We start from the raw sequence: 21,078 nt of genomic DNA on the forward strand, positions 1-21,078 counted from the left end.
CTCTATACAGGACGACCCCGCTGTCGCAGATTCTGTGGTATTCTGTGGACTATCCGAGGAGGCGACTGCGTTGACCAACAGCTTGGAAGCCGAAGGGGCAAGAGACTGGTCGCCCCTGCTGATCGCGGCAGAAAAAGGCGATGCGGAGGCGGTTCGATCGGAATTGGCGGCTGGCGCCGAGATCAATCAGTCGGCCGACGGCGGCTGGTCTGCACTTCACCTTTCAGCCCTCAATGACCGCACAGCGGTGGTGGAGGCGCTGATCGAAGACCCGGAAATCGACGTGAATTCCAGAAACAAGTGGAAGAGCACGCCCTTGAGCCTTGCGTCGGCCAAGGGACATTACGCGTGTATCTCAGTCCTCGTGAGACACCCCCGAATAGAGATCAACGCGCGAGCCGACTACTACGGCAGAACGGCTCTTATCGAGGCGGCGAAGAACGGGCATCTCGAAGCCGTCAGGTTGCTCGTGGAGAATGGCGCGGAAGTAAATCTGACCGACAAGACGGGGAGAAACAACGCGCTCATCGAGGCTATCAAGGGGCGGCACTACGAGATCGCGGAATACCTGCTGGATTCTGGGAAAGTGAGCTTTATCAACAAAGAGATGAGGCTAAACGCCCTGATCTGGGCTGGCAGCTGCCACAACCCTCAGCTTATCGAAAAGCTGGAAACCGCGATCCACAGTTTCTTCGACGGCAAATAAGGGCGTCGCCCTTACTGTCGCGGGCGCGTCCGTATCTCCCGTCAGGTCGACGCGCTCGATGGCGCAAACGGCCCCGCAGCGCTTCATATAAATTATTCAACCAAACGGTTGACTATCTCAAAGCCTGCATCTATATTCAACTATATGGTTGAATTACAAACACCTCAGATGGATGCGGTTTTTCACGCCCTTGGCGACGCCACCCGGCGGCACATGCTTCGCGATCTCGCCGATGGCGAGAAAACGGTAAGCCAGCTGGCGGAACCCTTCGCGATGTCGCTTGCGGCCGCCTCCAAGCACATCAAGACGCTGGAGAACGCAGGGCTTATTCGTCGAGAGGTGCGGGGCCGCACGCATCTGTGCCGACTAGCTCCCGGACCGCTGGCCAGCGCCCATCAGTGGCTCAGCTTCTACGAGCGCTTCTGGACGGGGCGTCTCGATGTTCTCGAACGCCTACTTCGCGAGGAAGACGCACGCAAAGCCCAGGAAGAGCCCAGGAAATCGCCCAACTCAGAAGAAGGAGACGAGCAATGAACCAGATGACAAGCATCGAAGCCTATGGCGAGCTGAGCGAGCCCGCCACGTTCACCATCCAGCGCCTTTTGCCCGGACCCATCGAGCGCGTCTGGGCCTATCTCACCGAGAGTGACCTGCGCCGGCAATGGATGGCAGCGGGCCAGATGGAAATGAAGGCGGGCAGCTCGTTCGAATTGGTCTGGCGTAACGACGAGCTGACCGACCCGCCTGGCCAGCGCCCCGCGGGCTTTCCCGAAGAGCATCGGATGGAGGGCCGGATCACCGAACTCGATCCACCGCGCAAGCTTTCCATCACCTGGGGAAACACCGGCGGCGTCTCCTTCCTACTGGAGCCGAAGGGTAGCGATGTGCTGCTCACCGTCGTCCATCGGCGCCTGCCGGAACGTCCAATCCAGCTCAACATCACCGCCGGCTGGCACATGCACCTCGACCTGCTGGCCGCCCGCCTGGCGGGCAAGACGCCGACCTCGTTCTGGGACGGCTGGAGCCGCCTGCGGGAAGAATACGACCGCCGCCTGCCGGCCTGATGACTTGCGGCGGCCATCCCTGAGGTCGCCGCCAACAACACGAAGCAACGATGAGCCGATGAAACGTGCTTGCATCCCGCAAGCCTGATGGAGGAAGTCATGCGTAAATTGATCGCTGGAATGAAAATTTCCGTCGACGGCAAGATGGAGGGGCCCGAGGGTTATGCCGATTGGGTCGACGCATGGTCGGACGAATACGGTCTGACGCCGCAAATCGACGCCTGCCTGCTTGGCAGCGTCATGTACGCCGGCTACGAGCGCTACTGGAGCGCCATCCAGAACGAGCCCGACAAGCCGCTGCCGATGACCGGCAAATTGCCGAAGCCGGCCGAGCTCGAATGGGCCCGCTTCGCCGCGCAGACCCCACATTATGTGCTGTCGAACACAATGACTTCGGCGGCTTGGCCAAAGACGCGTTTCGTGCGGAATTTCGAGGATATCGCTGCACTGAAACAGCAGCCCGGCAAGGACATCTACCTTATGGGCGGTGCCCAAATTATCGCGAGTCTTATCGATACCGGGCTGGTGGACGAGCTCAGGCTGATCGTCTATCCGCTGCTCGCCGGCGAAGGAAAGCCGCTGTTTGGGACGGCGAAAAATCGTCGTGGGCTCGAACTGCGCAAGGTCGAACAGCTGTCGGACGGCCGCGTCGGGCTGGTCTACGGGATCGGCTAAAGCGACGCGCCTTAGGTTCTTCTTTATGCACGTCGTTATCGCAAAACCGCCGCACATCCTCGGGTCAAGCCCGAGGGCATGCCTTTGCGCGACATCCATTAGCGCTAACGTCAGGCAACGATACCGCGGCAGGCCCAGGCGACATTGCCAAAGGACCTCGGGCCGTCGGGCCGTCCGGCCTCATAGGCGTCGCGCATGGCGGCGTCGGTGCGCGCCCGCTCTTCCGGGTTAAGTGTGACCACATACTTGCCGAGTGGCCCTTCGCCGGCGGCAATCGGCGCCCAGTAATCGTCGAAGTTTTGATAGTCCATGCGGATCATCAGCTCGGTCTCCGTAACGTCGCGGAGACCCTGCTCGACAAAGGTCCGTTTCATTTCACCCGGCTGCATCATCGGCTGCGTGCAATAGCGGGCGCGCAGCTGGCGCCCGCCTTCACTGAGCACCGCCACAGTGTCGATCATCATGCGCATCCCCGGCATGCCGCCGAGATGGTCCCATACCGTCGCCGCGACCACGCCGCCCGGCCGCACGACGCGGCGCATCTCAGCGACTGCCTTGCCGGCTTGGGGCACGAAATGGAGCACGAGCAGCGCCAGGGCACGGTCGAACGCGCCGTCCTCGAAGGGCAGGGCGCAGGCATCCGCCTGACGGATTTTTATCCGCGGATCGGAGTTGCGCCGGATTGCCTCCTCGACAAAAACGGCCGAAAAGTCGATCGCAGCGACCTCACGGAGGTCAGCGGCCTTGACGAGCGCGAAGGTCAGGCTGCCGGTACCGCAGCCGACGTCGAGGATCTTTTCGCCGTCCTTGAGGCCCGCGAAGCCGATGAACAGCGGCGCGAGCCTTTGGCTCCAGCGGCCCATGAGCTGCTCATAGCCGGCAGCATGGTGAACGTTGAAACTTGAAGTCATCGAAGGCTCCTCCCAAGGCCGTATGCTAGACTTCGGCGGCCGCTGACGAAAGCCACTTTTGGCGCGTGTTGGTTCGGTCACCCGGGGCGCGCGAAGACATCGCCGGCCGGATTTGACAGCGCCGGCCAGCCAGTCTCCGTGCCTCGACCACCTATTCGGCGGGCAACCCGCGGCGTTTCAATTCGCTGCGCGGCACCGGATTTCCGACACGGAAGGCGAAGGAAATGACTTTCGTCGCGTCCGGATCGACCTCGCAACGAAAGCTCAGGTCGTACCACTGCCCGTTTGCAGGGAACGGCGCACTGGCGACGTTCATGACCGTGCCGGCCTTCAGCCGATACTCAAGCAAGCTGTCTGGGAAATAGGGGGGCGACGCGTGCACCAATTGCTGCGCGAGTTCCGTGTTGCAGAGCTGACCGATCCGCACGGCGCGCGGCACATTTTTCATGGCGGTTGTCGCTACCGGATCACCAGTTGCTGTTTGCGAGAACAATCTTTTCGCTTTTTCAAGCTTCAACGGTTTTTGCACTTTGGCGACATCCGCAGACTTGGGCTTCGGCGGCTGTGATGCGCCAGGCGGCGGAGCCTGGTCTTTTCCCTCGACCGCTGGCACGGCAGCTGGCTGCGCAAGATCTTGTTTATTGGGATCTTGCGGCGCCGGCGGTTGTTCCGAACCATCCTCCGCACTGTTGCCGTCCAGAGACTTGCGAGGACCGTCGTCCTTCTCACCGAATTGGAAGACAGGTCTCTGCGCGGCGACCTCACGGCTCGCCGGGGTCTCGACCTTTGCTTCCGGCGGCTTTTCGGGCTTGGCCGGTTTCGCCGGAGGCGGAGGTTTGGCTTTCTCCGATGGTTTGGGCGGCGGCACCAGATCCACCCCGATGGCCTGCTCCTTCTGCGGTTGCGGGGGCGACACCGGCAGTGCGGACAAAAGAAGCGCGGCGGCGAGCAAATGCACGACCGCGGAGGCAGGCAAGGCACACCTGAATACCCGGCGCTGATCCCGTATCTCGTCCCTCATCGTGACCGGTGTGTGGAATGAAATATTGGCGGCATCAAGCATCGATGCCGCCAGACGTCGAAATAACCCGTTGCGAAATCGAAAGTCGGCGGCTGCAATACGGCGCGTCATCCAATCGTCTGGCGTCGGCGTCCGCGCAGGGGACCGGGCCAGCAGCAGATGCAGCAAGTCGTCATTTCAGGCGGCTAGCAGGCAGGCCCTGCCGTCACTGTGTCGCCGGTTGAAATCACAGGGAAACCGATAGCCCGCCGTCAACCGCCAGCACGTGCCCGTTGACGTACGCGGCAGCGTCGGAGGCGAGAAACACCACGGCTCCGCCGAGCTCCTCAGGCTGGGCCCAGCGGCCCGCGGGGGTTCGTGCCTCGACCCATTTGGTGAATGCCTCGTCGCGCATAAGTGCGGTGTTGAGCTCGGTGGCGAAATAGCCGGGGGCGATGGCGTTGACGGTGATGCCGTAGCGGCCCAGCTCAGCGGCAGTGGAGCGTGTAAGCCCGTGCAGGCCCGCCTTTGCCGCCACATAGGCGTGAATGGTGGGACGGCCAAGGATCGCTGCGACCGATCCGGTGTTTATTATGCGCCCGAACTTGTTTGGCAGCATCAGGCGCACCGCGTCGCGCATCATGCGGAAGCAAGCCGACAGATTGACGGCAACCACATGGTTGAAATCGTCGTCCTGCCATTCGACCAGCGGTTTACGATGCTGGATGCCGGCGTTGTTGACCAGAATATCGAGGCGGCCGTGGCGTTCGACGATTCCTTCGAGCGACGCCCTTGAGATCGCTGCGTCGGTGACATCGAACGGCAAGGCTTCTGCACCGATCCTTTCGGCCGCCGCGGAAAGGGCGGCCATGTCGCGGGCATTGACGATCACCGTCGCGCCGTTTTCCGCAAGTGCCTTGGCCATGGCAAAACCGAGACCACGCGAGGCACCCGTGACCAATGCGACACGGCCTTTGAGCGAGAACAATTCCGGCATTGAGATCCCCTATGAAAAGGGCGGGAGTTTCCTCCCGCCCAAAAGCACTATTTGGCGACGCAGGTGTCGGCTGTCTCCGGAGTGCAGACATCGAGGCCCGTGTAGGTCGGGTCGGCCGGCGGAGCCTTACCCTCCTTCATATCCTTCAGCGCCATCATCGTCTTGTAGCCCATCTCGAATGGCCGCTGGCCGACCTGGCCAAGGGAGAAACCTTCCTTCATCTGGTCGATCTGTACCGGAAGCGTATCGGCAACGACAAGGGCCAGGGCCTTCGAGGCGATCTTGTCCTTGTACGGTGCGACGGCGGCGCGGTTGGCATCAGGGATGAACTGCGGGAAGCCGCCGGTTGGGACGAACGCGTCGAGGTTCGGATTTTTCGCCATGATATCCTCGAACTGTTGCACCGAAAGCGGGAAATCATCGTTGGTGTAGAGTGGACAGCCTTCGATTTCGGTCCAGCCGTTCTGGCCCGTCAGCCGGTCCCCGGGCGAGGCTGCCGATTTGGTGCCCGAAAGCGTATCGCGAATGCCTTGCATGCGCTCGTTGTGGTTGGCCGCCGCGGCGCCGCCGGACTGGATGCAGATCGTGCCGCCTTTTGGCTTGATCTGCATGACAAGCTTGGCAAGGTTCACGCCGATTTCGTAATTATGCGTGCCGATATAGGCAACGCGCAGATCCTTGTTTTCGGGCAGGAGATCGGAGTCCCAGGTGAGGACCGGGATGCCGGCATCCTTGGCGGCCTGCAGCGCAACCGCCATCGCGGCGGCGTTCGACGGCGACACGGCGATGCCGTCCACCTTCTTGGCCACCAGATCCTGGACGATCTGCACCTGCTCGTCGCCGCCGCCATGTTCGCCGGGGCCGATATACATGCACTCCACTGCGCCTTTGGATTCGGCTTCGGCCTTCTTGCAGCCGTCGCGTGCCTGGTCGAAGAAAGGATTGTTCATGTTCTTCGGCACGAGGGCAAAAGTGTATTTCGCCTGGGCGCCGGAAACGGCGAGCACCATTGCGCCAAGCGCGACGGCGGCCGTCAGCAGATGTTTTTTCATGTGACGTTCTCCTCCTTGGTGTGATCCCGCAAGCCTCCCGCCGGCGGGTTTCTAGCGGCGTTTTTTGGGCATCAAGACTGCCAGCGACGCGGCGAGAATCGATTTGCCGCCGGTTTGCATGCCCAAGAGAACCGCAAGAACGATGAAGGCGCCGACGAAGGCACCCTGCCAGTTTGAATCGATGCCGGCCATCAGCAGCGCATTTCTGATCACCTCGAGGAAGGCCGAACCGATGATTGCACCGAACGCCGTGCCGGCGCCGCCCATGAGGCTGGCGCCGCCAATGACCGTCGCGGCGATCACGCGCAGCTCATAGCCCTGGCCCATGGCATTGATGGCCGAGCCGTTATAGCCGAGGAGCAGGAGCGAGGCGAGAGCGGCGGTGAAAGCCGAGAAGACATAGGCCTGGAATTTGATCCAGTTGACCGGAACGCCGGTGAGCCGTGCCGCCTCTTCATTGCCGCCGATGGCGAAGAGATGCCGGGCCCAGGCTGTGAAGTTGAATACGAAGCCGACAATCAGGGCCAGGATCACCATGGTCCAGAATTGCGACGACAGTTCTGGTATCCAATGCGGTGCCCAGTCGTTCGGACCGTGCCGCGGCCATTTCCACTGACCGATCGCCTTCACGATCGGAGCATCGGGCCCGAACTGGTAGAGCATCTGGTTGGCCGAGAATACGACCGCCAGCGAGCGCGCGACGGACAGCATGCCGAGGGTGACCACAAAGGACGGCATCCCGACATACGCGACAAAGAATCCGTTGACCGCGCCACAGGCCAGACCGGAGAAAAGGCCCATGGCGAAGGCGACGTACCAGGGATAATGCCAGGTGAGGAACAGGCCGGCGACGATGACCACGAGACCCATGACGGAGCCGACCGACAGATCGATACCGCCGGTGATGATGACGATCGTCATGCCGAGCGCCATGATGCCGAAAGGTGCGAAGTTGCGCGTCACATTGGCGACGTTTTCAGACGTGCCGAAGCTCGGCTCCATCGCAGTCATCAACATGACGAGCGCGATGAGCGCGATCGTCACCCAGAAGGGCTGACTTGAAATCACGCGTTGGAGAACTGTTTTTTCCTTGGTCGGGACGAAATCCGACATGGCCGGCCGGCCATGTTCTTCGACTGAGCCCTGAACACCAACTGACTCCTGAACACTATTCGCCACGGATGGCCCCCGTTATCAGTCCAGTGATTTCCTCGGGCGATGTTCTGTCGGCTGGCTTGTCGGCAACTTTCGAGCCCCGCCTGAGGACGATAATACGATCTGCCACGGCGAACACGTCAGGCATTCGGTGACTGATCAGCATGACGCCGACTCCTTGTGCTTTGAGGCGTCGGATCAGTTCGAGTACTTCCGCCACCTGGCGCACGGAGATAGCGGCCGTTGGTTCGTCCATCAGCACCAGCTTGGCATTTGAAAGTCGGGTCCGCGCGATGGCGACCGCCTGGCGCTGCCCACCCGACATCTTCCTGACGAGGTCGCGCGGCCGGGTTTCCGATTTGAGTTCCTTGAACAGCGCTGCCGAGCGATCGATCATCGCCTGCTTGTCAAGAATCCTGATCGGCCAGAAGCCCTTCTTGATCTCGCGCCCCAGAAAGACGTTCTGCGCGGCCGTCAGATTATCGGCGAGCGCCAGGTCCTGATAAACAACTTCGATTCCTTTGGCGCGGGCCTGCACGGGCTGGTGGAAGTGGCACACCTCGCCCTCGACTACAATTTCGCCGTCGCTCGGCGGGAAATTCCCGGCCACGGTCTTGACTATCGTCGACTTGCCGGCGCCGTTGTCCCCCATCAGACCAACGACTTCGCCTCGCTCCACCTGGAAGCTAACGTCGGTCAGGGCCTGGATAGCCCCGAAATTCTTGGAGACGTGGCGAACCTCAAGCACCGGCATCGCGGTCCTCCCGGGACAACATTTATCGGTCTTGTCCCTGGTCAATGCACAGCAGCTAATCAGCGAAACGTATTCAACACAATCATTTATTAGGTCAGGCCTCCCGGCCGTAACGCGCCTCGTCCGAGTGTGACTTGTGGCTGCTGCAGAGCACCGAGGCGCTCGGCCGATCCTTACAACAGTCACCAGGCGATCCTCAGGCTTGCGCCGCTTCATATCCGTTTCGGGTGAAATGAGTGGGCCTTTTGCGAGCGGTGCCAACGCCTCGGGTATGCAGCGCGGCAGAACACGTCATTCAAACACACGAGGACAGTGGCCAAGCCTGTCCCTAGCGTGCGTCGGCCAGAGCGCATGTCAGGAGATGAACCCGCATCCGGGGGAGGCGAGGGTCAAGTGTTGAAAGTCCGCTCCTCAACGGCGCTGCACGAGAGGGATATTCGGTCATGAATTTCAAAGGTTTGATCAAGCGTGCCGAGACTGTGGAGAAAGCGTTCAAGGAGCTCGAAACCGATTTGGCGGATGCATTCAGCGAATGTCTCAATGTGGATGATCAGTCGCCGCTGGACGACGTCACTGTGCCAGAGGAGACTGTGTCGGATGAGAATCTCGCGGCAATGGATGACAGCTCGCAACTAGAGGCCAATGCGGATGCCTTCGAGACTGCGCGGCGGCTGACCCCCCATACGCAAACCCGGCTGGCTGCCTTGAGTGCGGTCGATGGGCTCTTTCACGACGCGCAGGAGTATCTGGGGGAGATCAACGCGAAACTGTCGGAGATCGCGACCTCGCATCATCTGACAGGCGAATTCCTAAAACTCCTCCACGGCGACATTCTTCGCGCCAACGAATTGGAGCTGGCAAATACCGGCCTGACCGCGCAGCAAAGAGTGCTGTCCGAACAGCTCCACGATGCGACCAGAAAGCAGCGCGAGCGCGACAGCGCTATCGAGGCGCTGCAGCAGCACGAGGCGAGCCTGGTCGAGGACAAGGAGGCACTTCGCGGCGCGCTGGCGGCGGCAAGGCTGGAACTCGTCGTGGCAGGCAATGCGAGCGCAAAACGCGAAGCCGAGTTCGGCGAGCTTGTCAAAACGCTCTCGGCCAGAGCCGTCGAGGCCAACAGGCGCTCGCGCGAGAACGAGATGCTGCGGGAGAAGCATGTCAGCCTGTCGATCGACCTCGACAAGGCGCTGAAACGGGAGGCCGAGGCCCGGCACAGGCTGGATGAACTCTCGACTGTCCATGCCAATGATGCCGCGCAGGTTTCGGAACTGCTGGCTGCGCTTGGCAAGAGCGAGAAAGAGGAGATGCGGCTGCAGAAATCGCTCGATATGGCGCAGGCAAAGCTATCGGAAATAACGGAAGCGGCCCGCCTCAGGGACGGTGACAGGGAAGCCGAGCTTGCACGCAGTGTTGCGGAGATGACCGGCTTGCGTTCCGAAATCGAGGATCTTCGATCGCGACTGGAGGCCGCCTCCAACCAGAACAGCGACGCCGCCAGCGAGATCGCCAGGCTCAAGGCCCAAGCGAGCGACGCGGTGGCGGAAAAGCAAATTGTCGAGCAAAAACTGTCTGCTCTCACGAAGGAGAGCGAAAACGACAAGATGAACCTTTCCGCGATCAGCGCGAATTTTTCGCAGCTTTCCCTGCAGCAGGCCTCCGAACAGATACAGTTCGACGTCCAGAGGCAGGAATGCGAGGATCTGCGCGCCGAAGTCGCGTCGCTTCAAGCCCGGGTCAAGGAACTGTTGCCCTACGAGCGGCTCCACAAGGTTACCAACGCCAGACCGCGTGAAGACGGCGTGGTCGAGATCACCGCCGCGGTGGCGGAGAAGGCCCGCGCCAGCAGACGGCGCCTCCGCCTGCGTGCTGCATCGTAGCTCAGCGCGGCTGTCTGAATTTCGACTGGTGCGAAGCGGACATCCGTCAATGGATGGCGGTCGAGCGTGAGACTGGCCTTCCCTGCGTCGGCCTGCGATAGTGCACGCCGGTGAGGCGGAGGGGGCTGAGCATGCGGCTATTCACAAACCGGAATCACCTCCGGTGGAGGATGTTGGCCTTCATCGCCATCATGGTGCTTTTGCCGAAAGCGGCGTCGGCCGATACCATCCCACCCGACAGGATCGCCGCAGCTCTGTCGAAGCTCGAATTGCTTGCCGAAGGCGCCGTCGCGAACGGTGCCGTACCGGGTCTGGCCATCGGCGTCGTGCATGGCGACGAGGTGATCTTCCTCAAGGGGTTCGGGCATCGCGAGGCCGGCAAGCCGGAGGCAGTCGACGCCGACACGGTGTTCCAGATCGCCTCGCTCTCCAAGCCGGTCTCCGCAACCGTCGTGGCGGCGCTGGTCAGCGACGGGATCGCTTCGTGGGATTCCAAGATCGCCGACCTCGATCCGGCCTTCAGGCTCGCCGAGCCCTATCCGACCAGCGAACTCACGGTCCGCGACCTGTTTGCGCACCGCAGCGGGCTTCCCGGCACGGCAGGCGACGACCTCGAGGACATTGGCTATGACCGCGCGGAGATCCTGCGTCGCCTGCGGTTCGTGTCGCCGTCATCGAGCTTTCGTGCGGGCTATTCCTACAGTAATTTCGGACTGACCGAGGGTGCCGTCGCGGCCGCGAAGCCGACAGGCAAATCATGGGAAGAGGTGGCCGAAGAGAAGCTCTACCGTCCGCTTGGAATGGCCTCGACCAGCTCACGTCATTCGGACTTCATCAAGCACGCCAACCGCGCCGAACTCCACGCCAAGATCGATGGCGCGTGGACAGCGAAGGTCCAGCGCTATCCGGATGCACAGGCGCCAGCAGGCGGCGTCAGCTCCACCGCACGCGACCTCTCGCAATGGATGCGCCTTGTGCTCGGCAACGGGGTCTACGCCGGCAAGAAACTCATTGCCGCCGATGCGCTGGACCAGACCCATATTCCCTTGATGGTTCGCGGCAAGAACCCCGTCTCCGGAGGCGAGGCCTTCTACGGGCTCGGCTGGAACGTCGAATTCGGCCGGCACGGGCCGATCTGGGGTCATGCGGGCGCCTTCAGCGCCGGCGCACGCAGCCTAGTGATGCTCTTCCCCGAGCAGAAGCTTGGCATCGTCGTCATCGCCAACGCCTTTCCGACAGGCGTGCCGGAGGGACTGTCCGACAGCTTCGCCGATCTCGTCTTCGACGGAACGCTGGGCAAGGATAAGGTAAAGGCATGGAATGATATCTATGCCGGCATGTTCGGCCCGGTGATTGCGGCGGCCAAGGCCACCTATGCCGCGCCACCTTCTCCGGCAAGTCCGGCGGTGCCGGCCAGTGCCTACGCAGGCCGTTATTTCAACGACTTCATCGGCGATGCTATTGTGTCAGGCGAAGGAGACGCCCTTGTCCTCAAGGTCGGGCCCGCCGGTGCGCGGTCCTATCCACTGAAGCATTTCGACCGCGACCTCTTCCTGACCTTCCCCGATGCCGAGATGCCAGACAGGCCCTCGGCCATCAGCTTTGCCGTCGGCCCCGACGGCAAGGCGTCGGCCGTGACTGTCGAGTTTCTCGACGACAATCATCTCGGTACGCTGCAACGCGTGGGGGATTAGCCGCCGCGGGGCGGGCGAGCCTTTGCCGGTTCAGACTGCCGGGCCGAACTGGAGCAATTTGAAGCAATCGCTACTGCCCGACGTCGCCTGCGTCAGGAAGGGTTTCGACCGGTCCATCCATTCCTGGTGCGATCTGGCATCGGCTTCGATCTCGTTGGCCGGTGCAAGCTTGACGAAGCCGCGCCCCTTGCTGAAAAGCCAGCACGCGCGGCCGAGAAACCGCCTGCTGCGCTGGCGCAGGAGGTCGGCATCATAAAAGACGTCGAGCACCTCCTGCCTGATCTTCCGCTCCTTTTCGGGATTGGCGATCGCAACCTCGATCGGCTCGCCGCCGATCGCATCCTGCAGGTCCTTGTAATCCAGGGCGATCTGGGTGGTGGCATATTTGATATCGCTCTCGTCCCGGACGATGTTGAACCATAGCGTTGGGTTGAGCTCGTTGACGACGAACGATGCTTCGAAATCGCGCGACAGATTGAGAATATCGAACCCCTGAACATCGACGTCGCGCTCGACCAGAAGGATCTGCGAAACCTGCTTGGCGAGCGCCGTTCCGTGGGCGCTGACGGCGGCATTGTTGCCGCCGAGTTCCGGGCTGACATAGGCGCCGCCATCATCCAGCAGCGCATCGAATTCGCCGAGGGCCTCCACGACAGCGCTGGCGCGGGCAACACGCGCCGCCAGTTTGGCGAGAACCTGCTGGAGCTCCGTTTCGCGTTTGCGCTGGTCCTGATAGTTCTGCTGGAAAAAGAAGATGAACAGGGACACGCCAATCCCGATCAGGATCACGCCCAGCTGCGAAAAGATATTGCGATAATATTCCAGCAGCTTTTCACGATGGCGTACGTCGTCACGCACACTGTGCGCCACGCGAAGATTGACGATCAGCGAAACGATCAGGAGCCCGGCACCGACCAGGATCAGGCCGCCGATCAGCAGGTAGCCGTGGCGTGAGTTGAAGTCCATTCCTTTGCCGCGCTCCCCGAAACCCCAGACGGGCGCAGACTAATACCATTCCGCTTCAACACCTACGTTTTCATAGGGCGCCGGCGACGGATCCCCGCCATTCGGCCAATGTTCTTACAGCCAGGACTATGCTCACCATCCGCCTCGTTTCGTAGCGGTCTTCTCGCAGCCGGATTCAGGCCGCGTGCTTGGAACCAATGACGGGCGAGACTGTTCAGCTATGACTTTGATCCGACGCTGGCGTGCCCGGCCTGGTTGGGCATGCGGCGATCTTGAGGAGTTCTCATCATGAAGATTTCGTCCAGATTTCGTTCAGTCGCGGTTGCCGTCATCACTGCGGCGGCAGTTAGCTTTGCCAGCGTCGCGCATGCCGACAGCGGTACGATCCGCTTCGCCGTCTACAAGGCGGCCTTCTTCATCGGCGGCTCCGGAGGCGAGGGCACACTGACCTTCCATGGTCGCCGATATCCCATCTCGGTCGGCGGCATCTCGGGCGGCCTCGCCTTCGGCGCCTCCAAGACCTATTTCAAAGGTACCGTGCGCCACATACGCCACGCCCGGGATGTGACGGGGGTGTACGGTGCAGCGGGCGGTGGCGGCGCGCTCGGCAAAGGGGCCCAGGTGATCGTCATGACCAATGACAAGGGTGCCCAACTCGAACTCACGGGCAGGCAGGTAGGCCTGCAAGTCAATGCCGATCTCAGCGGTATGAGCATCTCGCTGAAATAACGACAGTCCCTACATTCGTCATTCCCTGGATGGGCCGGATTTGGCCGCTCCAAACCGCAGCCCATCCATCAAGAGCGACACCAATCGGCGCGAGCGGTCGCGCCAGTCCTTGGTGTCCGGGGCCGAATAGATGCCGCCCAGCGCATGCAGCACGTCGGAGGCATCGACGTCGCCGCGGATCGAGCCGTCGGCGACCGCGGCATCGATCAGCCGCCGCAAGGCGAGTGTCACCCTGCCCGAAACGTCGGAGAACAGGGTTGAGTTGGTCGTGAGCAGGATGCGCAGGCTTGTCGACAACCCGCGCTTGGTGGCGATGTAGTCGACGAAGCGCTGCATCCATTGTTCGAGCGCCATGTCGGGCGCATGATCGTGGGCGAGCTCGTCGGCCGCCTGGCACAGTCCTTCCACTTCGCGCCGGTAGACCACCTCGACCAGATGCTCGCGGGTTGGGAAATGGCGGTAGAGCGTGCCGATGCCGACGCCGGCCTGGCGCGCAATCTCCTCCAGCGAGGCATCGACGCCATTCTCGGCAAAGGCTTTTGCCGCGACCTCGACCAGCGCGTCGCGGTTGCGCTGCGCATCGGCGCGCAGCGGTTTTGCACCGGCGGCTTCGGCCTTGTCTCGAGGTATCACGGGCGGCTCCGCGGCCAATTTCTTCTCCAGTGTCGATCCGAAGCATAACTGGATAGGCAGGCCCCGTTTCAACAACGCGGACGCTTCCACCTTCGCTACGTCTCCGACAAATATAATCGCAAGTAAATATAATCACAGGATCGATTCTGGGCCGGTGTTCCGGCAGGCGAGGCATCGTGCCCGCCTCCGGTGCACGGCCGGTGGATGACGACGGAGGAAATTTCCTCGCGGCCGGCACTCCTCATCTGTTCGGCCGATGCCGTGGGGCAAAAATGAGCCGACATTGAGCACGATCCCCTCAGGATCATTGGACTGTCCTGCCCCTACAGACAGTTCAGAGAGCACCACCGGCTTGGGCCGGTGGTGCTTTTTTGTCTCCAGGCATGACGGCTGGCTGCCCTGCCAATTTTCTCCAATTTCGATCAATTTCGATCCTGGGCTTGAACAGGGCGGGGCAGGCCCTTAGGTAATAAGCGGAGGCGCCTCCGATTGTGAAGCGCCTTTCTCATGTAATCACGGGATCGGGGTATGTCACGTCTTTCGACCTCACAAGCCGCGGCCTTCCCCGAGGTCGCACCAAGTCAGGCGCCCCCCCTCTGCCCTGCCGGGCATTTCCCCCAAGGGGAAGATAGCCTTCACCTAGCCATAAGCTGACCTTGCCGCTCGCCGGCCGGGCACCAGATCATCCCCTTCCGCGTCAAGCAACTGGAGCCAGACGCCCCATGACAAGCAAAACCCGAACTCCAATCCAACTTCAAATCAACGGACATCGACATGAACTGGAGGTCGAACCGCGCGTTACCCTGCTCGACGCCTTGCGCGACCATCTCGGCCTGACCGGCACCAAGAAGGGCTGCGATCAGGGCCAATGCGGCGCCTGCACGGTGCATATCGACGGCCAGCGCGTGCTGGCCTGCCTGACGCTTGCCACTCAGGCTGAAGGCAGGGACATCACCACCATCGAAGGGCTTGCCGGGAAGGATGGCACGCTGCATGCGGTGCAGGCCGCCTTCCTCGAACAGGATGCCTTCCAGTGCGGCTATTGCACGCCGGGCCAGATCATGTCGGCGGTCGCCTGCATTCGCGAGGGCCATGCCGGCTCCGACGAGGAGATCCGCGAATACATGGCCGGCAATCTCTGCCGCTGCGGCGCCTATCCGCACATCGTCGCCGCCGTGCGCCAGGCGGCGGTGGAGGCCGCATCATGAGAGACTTTTCGTATCTCCGCGCCGGCTCCGTCGACGCAGCGCGTGAGGCAGCAGCGCTGCCCGGCGCCATGCTTTTGGCCGGTGGCACGACGCTTGTCGATCTCGCCAAATGCGGCGTTGCCGAGCCTGAGACCGTGGTCGACATCACCCATCTCAGGGGACTGGACACGATTGCCGTCGATGACCGGGGCGCGACGATCGGCGCGCTGGCAAGGATGAGCCGCGTCGCCGACCATGCCGATATCAAGAGCCGGTTCCCCGCCGTCTCGGAGGCGCTGTGGCAGGCGGCATCGGCGCAGTTGCGCAACATGGCGACGATTGGCGGCAATCTGATGCAGCGTACGCGCTGCCCCTATTTCCGCGATCCCTCGAATTTCCCCGCCTGCAACAAGCGCTCGCCCGGCAGCGGCTGCTCGGCGATCGGCGGCGTCACCCGCGGCCATGCCGTGCTGGGCACCAGCGAGGCCTGCATCGCCACCTATCCCGGCGACCTGGCTGTTGCACTCGTCGCCTTCGACGCGATCGTCCATCTCGGCGACCGCCAGGTCGCCGTCGATGACTTTTTCCTGCTGCCGGGCAGCACGCCCGACAAGGAACATGCGATCGAACCCGGCGAGATGATCACGGCAATCGGCATTCCCGCTTCGGCCGCCGCCCGCCGCTCGACCTATCTCAAGGTCCGCGACCGCCAGTCCTATGAATTCGCTGCGGCAAGTGCTGCGGTCGGCATCGAATTCGAGGCCGACGGAAGGACAATTCGCGATCTGCGTGTCGCGCTTGGTGGCGTCGCCACCAAGCCATGGCGCGCCCATGCCGTCGAAGAGGCGCTGAAAGGCAAAGTGGTCGAGCCGGAGGTCGTCAGGCAAGCCAGCCTGCTTGCCGTCGAGGGCGCCGTCGACCATGGCGCCAACCACTACAAGATCGAACTGGCGCCGCGCGTCGTCGCCCGCGCCATCCTCAAAATGGGAGAAACGGCATGACCGTTCACGAGTTGAGAACAAGACCCGGCGATGCCAAACGCGGCGACGCTTCGGACGGTGCCGTCCTCGCCGATCAGGTCGGCGGCCGGCTGTCGCGCGTCGACGGCCCGGCCAAGATCACCGGTGCCGCCAAATACGCCGTCGAGCAGCAGCTCGAGGGGCTTGCCCATGCGGTGCTGGTCGAGAGCACCATTGCCGCCGGCCGGGTGCGTTCGATCGACACCGCGGCGGCCGAAGCCGCGCCCGGCGTGCTTCTGGTGCTGACGCCCGACAATATCCTGCCGCTGAGAACCGCGACGGACTGGCTGGGCACGCCGCCGCCGGACGTCGCCTATTGCCCGCTGGCGCGCGACATCACCTTCAGCGGCCAGCATGTTGCGGCGGTCATCGCCGAGAGTTTCGAGCAGGCGGTCGCAGCCGCGGCGCTGGTCAAGATCGCCTATGACGAGGCGCCTGCGATCGTCGACCTCAGCGATCCAAAGGCCGGCGACGGCATCCCGGTCGATGCGATGACCAAGGAATGGGGCGAGGCGGAGCCAGCGTTCGCCTCGGCTCCGGTCAGGATCTGCAACGCCTACAACACGCCGCGCGAATACCAGGCGCCGATGGAGCCGCATGGCCTGATCGCAATGTGGCAGGGCGACCAGCTGACGGTCTGGGAGCCGAGCCAATGGCTCGACGGCATGGCACGGACCTACGCCGAATGGTTCGGCGTGCCGTTCGAGAATGTGCGCCTTGTCTCGCCCTATATTGGCGGCGGCTTCGGCTCCAAGGCGTTTGCCTACGGCTACGGCGCGGTGGCGGCGGTCGCCGCGAAAATGCTGGGACGGCCGGTGAAGCTGGCGGTCACCAGGCCGCAGACCTTCACCGCCTATGGCGGACGGGCGGCGACGCGCCAGACCGTGGCGCTCGGCGCCAATGCAGAGGGCCAGATCCAGTCGATCGTGCATCGCGGCGTCAACGAGACCTCGGTCGATGGCATGTGGGTCGAGCCGCTCGGCTCGGTCACCTCGGTCATGTACGCGACGCCGAATTTCTCGTCGCGGCAGAACGTCGTGCGGGTCAACACGGTGGTGCCGGGGGCGTTGCGCGCGCCGGGCGAGAACCCGAGCGCCTTCGGCATCGAAAGCGCCATCGACGAACTCGCCTATGAGGTCGGTATCGACCCGCTGGAAATCCGTCTCAGGAACTATGCCGAGCAGGATCCGCATGCGAAGAAGCCGTGGTCGACACGGCAGCTGCGCGAGGCCTTCGCGGCGGGCGCCGAAGCCTTCGGCTGGGCGAAGCGCAGTCCCGAACCGCGTTCGATGCGCGACGGCAGCCAGCTGATCGGCTGGGGCGTCGCCGCCGGCACCTATCCGGTGCGGCGCGCCTATGGCGAGGCGGTCGTGCGCATCCTCGCCGACGGCTCGGTCGAGGTCGAAAGCTCGTCGATCGACATGGGGCAGGGCACCTACACGATCCTGGCGCAGACGGCCGCCGAGGTGGTGGGCGTGCCGGCGGAAAACGTCGTCGTCAGGCTCGGCGATTCCCGCTATGCCCGTGCCGGCGTCACCGGCGGTTCGCGGTTGGCCGGGGTGATGACCGGCGCCGTCCACAAAGCGGCGAGTGCCGCGCTCGACCAGTTGATCGGGCTCGCCATCGGCGACCCGGCTTCGCCGTTCCATACGCTGCAGGCCAACACGCTCGTCGTCGCCAATGGCCGCATCGCCTCACCGCGCGGCAACGGCCCTGAAGTTTCGATCGCCGAACTGCTCAGCAGCGTCGGGCGCGAGCATATCGAGGCGAAGGGCGACACCATGCCGGCCAATTCGACGGTCGAGGACCGCTACAAGAACTACACCACCATAGCCATGGCGCTGCCGCACACCGAGGGCGACTATTCCCGCCACAGCTGGTGCGCGCATTTCATCGAAGTGCGCGTCGACGAGGACTTTGGCACGGTTCGTGTGTCGCGCGTGGTTTCGGCGCTGGATTCGGGCCGGCTCTACAACCCCAAGCTCGCCGAAAGCCAGTGGAAGGGCGGCATCATCATGGGCATCGGCCAGGCGCTGCTGGAGGAAGGCATCGTCGACCGCCGGTATGGGCGCATCGTCAACAACAACCTCGCCGACTATCTCATCGCCACCAATGCCGACATTCCCGACATCGAGGTGATCTCGGTCGGTATTCCCGATCCGCATTCCTCGGTGCTCGGCGGCAAGGGGGTCGGCGAGTTGGGTATCGTCGGCGTAGCGCCGGCGATCGCCAACGCGGTGTTCCACGCCACTGGGAAAAGGGTGCGGGATCTGCCGATCACGCTGGAGAAGCTGATTTAGGGCGAGACGCGGTGAGGCTGCCGATCTCCCCCCTCGTGGGGGAGATGCCCGGCAGGGCAGAGGGGGGCGTGAAGGATCGCCAGCGTTCAGTTCAACTTTGATGAGCTGAGAACCTTAGGTGGTGCGCGAACTGCTATTGTCCGATAGGCTGGAGGGACAGCGCCCCCCTCTGTCCTGCCGGACATCTCCCCCACGAGGGGGGAGATCGGCAGCTTCAACGCTCTGCCTTTTCCAGGCTCACCACGACAGGCTGAACGCCAGCTTGCCGAAATGCCGGCCGCCTGCCGCCATATGGGCGTAGGCCTCGGTCGCCTGGTGCTGGCTGTAGATTGTATCGATGACCGGATCGATACGGGCGGCGCCGATGGCGCGAGCCGCGTCGTGCAGGTCGGATACCGAACCGGTGTTGTTGCCCACCACCTTGAGCGCCTTGATGATGATCGGCAGCAGGTTCGTGGTGGCCTCGGCGCCGGTGACGAAGCCGATTGTGAACACCGTGCCGCCCGGCGCGGTGGCATTGATGGAGCGGGCGAAGGTGGCCGAGCCGCCGGTTTCGACGATCAGATCGGCGCCGAGGCCGTCGGTCAGCTCGAGCACCTTAGCGTCCCAGTCCGGTGTCTCACGATAATTGATAAGATGATCCGCACCCAAGGCCTTGGCGCGGGCCAGCTTTTCGTCCGACGACGAGGTGATGATGACCGTGGCGCCGGCGGCCTTGGCCAGCTGCAAGGTCAAGATCGAGACACCGCCGGTACCGAGCAGGACGACGACCGACCCCGGCCCGGCATCGGCAGCGCGAAGCGCATTCCATGCGGTGGTGCCGGCGATCGGCAGCGTCGCTGCCGCTTCGAAGGACAAATGCGCCGGCATCGGCACGACGGCATTGGCCGGCAGCGCGACATATTCGGCGAGTGAGCCGGGCAGTGTCAGGCCGCGCATCTCTCTGGTCTCATAAGGCCGCGGACGGCCGCCGACCCAGCGCGGCTTTGCATGGGCGATGACGCGGTCGTTGATGGCGAGCCTTGACACGCCCTCGCCGATGCCGACGATCTCGCCGGCGCCGTCGACGACGGGAATGAGCGGAAAGCTCGGACCTGGATAGTTGCCGCTCGCGATCGCGACATCGACAAAATTGAGGCTTGCGGCGCGCAGGCGAATCAGCACTTCGCCGCGCTGCGGTTCAGGCGTGGGAACGGTGGCCGCGCGAAACGCGTCCAGTCTCGGGGCAGTCAGTTCGATGGCTTTCATGTCTCACTCCGGTTGATCGGCCGATTGACGGGCCAAGGTGGGATTGAGTGAAACTAGCTGCTGCGCTATTGGTATATAATCCTCGGGTTTTACATTTGAGCTCTGCGCCTGGTGCAGCAATCGTACGAACCGGCAGCATTGGCCGAAATGGCCGCCTTCGCGGCAATCGCCGAAGCACGCTCCTTCACCAAGGCGGCGGCTCGCATCGGTCGCGACGCGACGATCCTGTCGCGGCGCCTTGCCTCGCTGGAAGAGCGGTTGGGCGTGCGCCTGCTGCACCGGACGACGCGAAGCGTGTCGCTGACCGAGGCGGGCTTGGAGTTCCTCGTCCGGGTCCGCGCCATCCTGGCCGCCGTCGACGAGGCCGAAGCTGCGGCGTCGGCGCATGCCGGCGGCGGGCCGCGCGGCGTGCTGCGGCTGGCGCTGCCCGGCTCGTTCGGGCGCATGTGGATCGGCCCGCTGCTGCCCCAGTTTCTCGCCGAATTTCCCGACGTCCGTATCGAGGCCGAGTTCTCCAACCGTTTCGTCGATCTCGTCGCCGAGAATTTCGATGTCGCCGTGCGTCTTGGCGCGCTGGAGGATTCGCGGCTGGTGGCGCGCAAGGTCGCGACACGGCGGCGGCTGCTGTGCGCCGCACCGTCCTACCTCGCCCGCCGGGGCACGCCGACTGAACCTGAAGCACTTCTGGAACACAGCTGTCTCGGCTTTTCGGGTTTCCAAACCTTTCCGGCCTGGGAGATGACCGACAGCACGGGACGCCGCGTCAGTATCGAGGTCTCCGGGCCGCTGGTCACCGACGATGCCGAAGTGCTGGTCGAAGCGGCCGTGCAAGGCGTCGGGCTGATGATGAGTACGGATTGGCTGGTCGGACGCGAGCTCGCCGACGGCCGGCTGGTGCCAGTGCTGGAGGACTGGACGCTTGCCGACGAAGGCGCCGTCTATGTCGTCATGCCTTCAGCCAAAGGGCAAGCCGCAAAGACACGTGCCTTCGCCGACTGGATCGGCAAACGCTTTGCACCGGTCCCGCCGTGGCGGAGGTGAGGGTGCTGATCTCCCCCCTTGAGGGGGAGATGTCGCCGAAGGCGACAGAGGGGGTCGCGGCGCGTGGAGC

General features: G+C 63.1%; 20 protein-coding genes. 11 read left to right on the top strand and 9 right to left on the bottom strand.

Annotated features, from left to right (window positions below; genetic code table 11):
• Nucleotides 1–70 precede the first annotated feature (70 nt).
• From AC0L2Y_RS25275 to AC0L2Y_RS25290, 4 genes are all read left to right on the top strand, one after another.
• Entirely contained in the window at nt 71–706 is a 636-nt protein-coding gene (locus AC0L2Y_RS25275) for an ankyrin repeat domain-containing protein (RefSeq protein ID WP_473560277.1), read from the top strand.
• A gap of 144 nt (nt 707–850) precedes the next feature.
• Nucleotides 851–1,240: an ArsR/SmtB family transcription factor gene (locus AC0L2Y_RS25280; protein WP_473560279.1), complete on the top strand. Its 390-nt coding sequence runs from the start codon at nt 851–853 to the stop codon at nt 1,238–1,240.
• On the top strand, nt 1,237–1,770 hold the full coding sequence (locus AC0L2Y_RS25285) for an SRPBCC family protein (protein WP_473560281.1): 534 nt from the start codon (nt 1,237–1,239) through the stop codon (nt 1,768–1,770). Before AC0L2Y_RS25280 ends, AC0L2Y_RS25285 begins: the two co-directional genes overlap by 4 nt.
• Nucleotides 1,771–1,869: 99 nt before the next feature.
• Nucleotides 1,870–2,445 (top strand): dihydrofolate reductase family protein, encoded by a 576-nt coding sequence (locus AC0L2Y_RS25290; RefSeq protein WP_473560283.1) that lies wholly within the window; start codon nt 1,870–1,872, stop codon nt 2,443–2,445.
• Between the two features lie 110 nt (nt 2,446–2,555).
• Here the strand turns inward: AC0L2Y_RS25290 and AC0L2Y_RS25295 are convergent, their stop codons facing one another.
• The 6 genes from AC0L2Y_RS25295 to AC0L2Y_RS25320 form a co-directional block, all read right to left on the bottom strand.
• A complete protein-coding gene (locus tag AC0L2Y_RS25295; RefSeq protein WP_473560285.1) occupies nt 2,556–3,356 on the bottom strand; it encodes a class I SAM-dependent methyltransferase in 801 nt (266 codons plus the stop codon).
• Nucleotides 3,357–3,507: 151 nt separating this feature from the next.
• Nucleotides 3,508–4,545 carry a DUF930 domain-containing protein gene (locus AC0L2Y_RS25300; RefSeq protein ID WP_473560287.1) on the bottom strand — a complete coding sequence of 346 codons (1,038 nt, stop codon included), beginning with the start codon at nt 4,543–4,545 and terminating at the stop codon, nt 3,508–3,510.
• 58 nt (nt 4,546–4,603) lie between these two features.
• The gene (locus AC0L2Y_RS25305; RefSeq protein WP_473560289.1) at nt 4,604–5,353 is read right to left on the bottom strand and encodes a glucose 1-dehydrogenase; all 750 of its coding nucleotides are present in this window, start codon (nt 5,351–5,353) and stop codon (nt 4,604–4,606) included.
• A 47-nt stretch (nt 5,354–5,400) separates the two neighbouring features.
• Nucleotides 5,401–6,405 carry a sugar-binding protein gene (locus AC0L2Y_RS25310; RefSeq protein WP_352564173.1) on the bottom strand — a complete coding sequence of 335 codons (1,005 nt, stop codon included), beginning with the start codon at nt 6,403–6,405 and terminating at the stop codon, nt 5,401–5,403.
• A gap of 51 nt (nt 6,406–6,456) precedes the next feature.
• Nucleotides 6,457–7,518: an ABC transporter permease gene (locus tag AC0L2Y_RS25315; RefSeq protein WP_023677317.1), complete on the bottom strand. Its 1,062-nt coding sequence runs from the start codon at nt 7,516–7,518 to the stop codon at nt 6,457–6,459.
• Between the two features lie 55 nt (nt 7,519–7,573).
• Nucleotides 7,574–8,314, bottom strand: coding sequence for an ATP-binding cassette domain-containing protein (locus tag AC0L2Y_RS25320; protein WP_473560291.1), 741 nt, complete (start codon nt 8,312–8,314; stop codon nt 7,574–7,576).
• Between the two features lie 443 nt (nt 8,315–8,757).
• Between AC0L2Y_RS25320 and AC0L2Y_RS25325 the strand changes: the two genes are divergently transcribed.
• Together AC0L2Y_RS25325 and AC0L2Y_RS25330 are read left to right on the top strand one after the other, a co-directional pair.
• Nucleotides 8,758–10,191, top strand: a complete 1,434-nt coding sequence (locus AC0L2Y_RS25325; RefSeq protein WP_352564177.1) for a coiled-coil domain-containing protein — start codon at nt 8,758–8,760, stop codon at nt 10,189–10,191.
• A 131-nt stretch (nt 10,192–10,322) separates the two neighbouring features.
• Nucleotides 10,323–11,885 (top strand): serine hydrolase, encoded by a 1,563-nt coding sequence (locus AC0L2Y_RS25330; protein WP_473560293.1) that lies wholly within the window; start codon nt 10,323–10,325, stop codon nt 11,883–11,885.
• Nucleotides 11,886–11,915: 30 nt separating this feature from the next.
• On the opposite strand, the gene AC0L2Y_RS25335 is transcribed toward AC0L2Y_RS25330, so the two are convergent.
• A complete protein-coding gene (locus AC0L2Y_RS25335; RefSeq protein ID WP_473560295.1) occupies nt 11,916–12,851 on the bottom strand; it encodes a hypothetical protein in 936 nt (311 codons plus the stop codon).
• A 288-nt stretch (nt 12,852–13,139) separates the two neighbouring features.
• Here AC0L2Y_RS25335 and AC0L2Y_RS25340 point away from each other — a divergent pair, with 288 nt between their 5' ends.
• Nucleotides 13,140–13,580: a hypothetical protein gene (locus AC0L2Y_RS25340; RefSeq protein ID WP_473560297.1), complete on the top strand. Its 441-nt coding sequence runs from the start codon at nt 13,140–13,142 to the stop codon at nt 13,578–13,580.
• 18 nt (nt 13,581–13,598) lie between these two features.
• On the opposite strand, the gene AC0L2Y_RS25345 is transcribed toward AC0L2Y_RS25340, so the two are convergent.
• Nucleotides 13,599–14,231: a TetR/AcrR family transcriptional regulator gene (locus tag AC0L2Y_RS25345; RefSeq protein WP_473560298.1), complete on the bottom strand. Its 633-nt coding sequence runs from the start codon at nt 14,229–14,231 to the stop codon at nt 13,599–13,601.
• Nucleotides 14,232–14,935: 704 nt separating this feature from the next.
• On the opposite strand from AC0L2Y_RS25345, the gene AC0L2Y_RS25350 reads away from it, so the two are divergent.
• Genes AC0L2Y_RS25350 through AC0L2Y_RS25360 form a run of 3 tightly spaced genes read left to right on the top strand, consistent with a single transcriptional unit; the run spans nt 14,936 to nt 18,719 of the window.
• On the top strand, nt 14,936–15,421 hold the full coding sequence (locus AC0L2Y_RS25350) for a (2Fe-2S)-binding protein (RefSeq protein WP_473560300.1): 486 nt from the start codon (nt 14,936–14,938) through the stop codon (nt 15,419–15,421).
• A complete protein-coding gene (locus tag AC0L2Y_RS25355) occupies nt 15,418–16,401 on the top strand; it encodes an FAD binding domain-containing protein (protein WP_473560302.1) in 984 nt (327 codons plus the stop codon). Before AC0L2Y_RS25350 ends, AC0L2Y_RS25355 begins: the two co-directional genes overlap by 4 nt.
• Entirely contained in the window at nt 16,398–18,719 is a 2,322-nt protein-coding gene (locus AC0L2Y_RS25360) for a xanthine dehydrogenase family protein molybdopterin-binding subunit (RefSeq protein WP_473560303.1), read from the top strand. Before AC0L2Y_RS25355 ends, AC0L2Y_RS25360 begins: the two co-directional genes overlap by 4 nt.
• Before the next feature lie 237 nt (nt 18,720–18,956).
• Here the strand turns inward: AC0L2Y_RS25360 and AC0L2Y_RS25365 are convergent, their stop codons facing one another.
• Nucleotides 18,957–19,967 (bottom strand): zinc-dependent alcohol dehydrogenase family protein, encoded by a 1,011-nt coding sequence (locus AC0L2Y_RS25365; RefSeq protein ID WP_473560304.1) that lies wholly within the window; start codon nt 19,965–19,967, stop codon nt 18,957–18,959.
• 111 nt (nt 19,968–20,078) lie between these two features.
• Between AC0L2Y_RS25365 and AC0L2Y_RS25370 the strand changes: the two genes are divergently transcribed.
• On the top strand, nt 20,079–21,008 hold the full coding sequence (locus AC0L2Y_RS25370; RefSeq protein ID WP_352711329.1) for a LysR family transcriptional regulator: 930 nt from the start codon (nt 20,079–20,081) through the stop codon (nt 21,006–21,008).
• The last annotated feature ends 70 nt before the right edge of the window (nt 21,009–21,078 follow it).

Source organism: Mesorhizobium sp. WSM4830 (assembly GCF_055811495.1).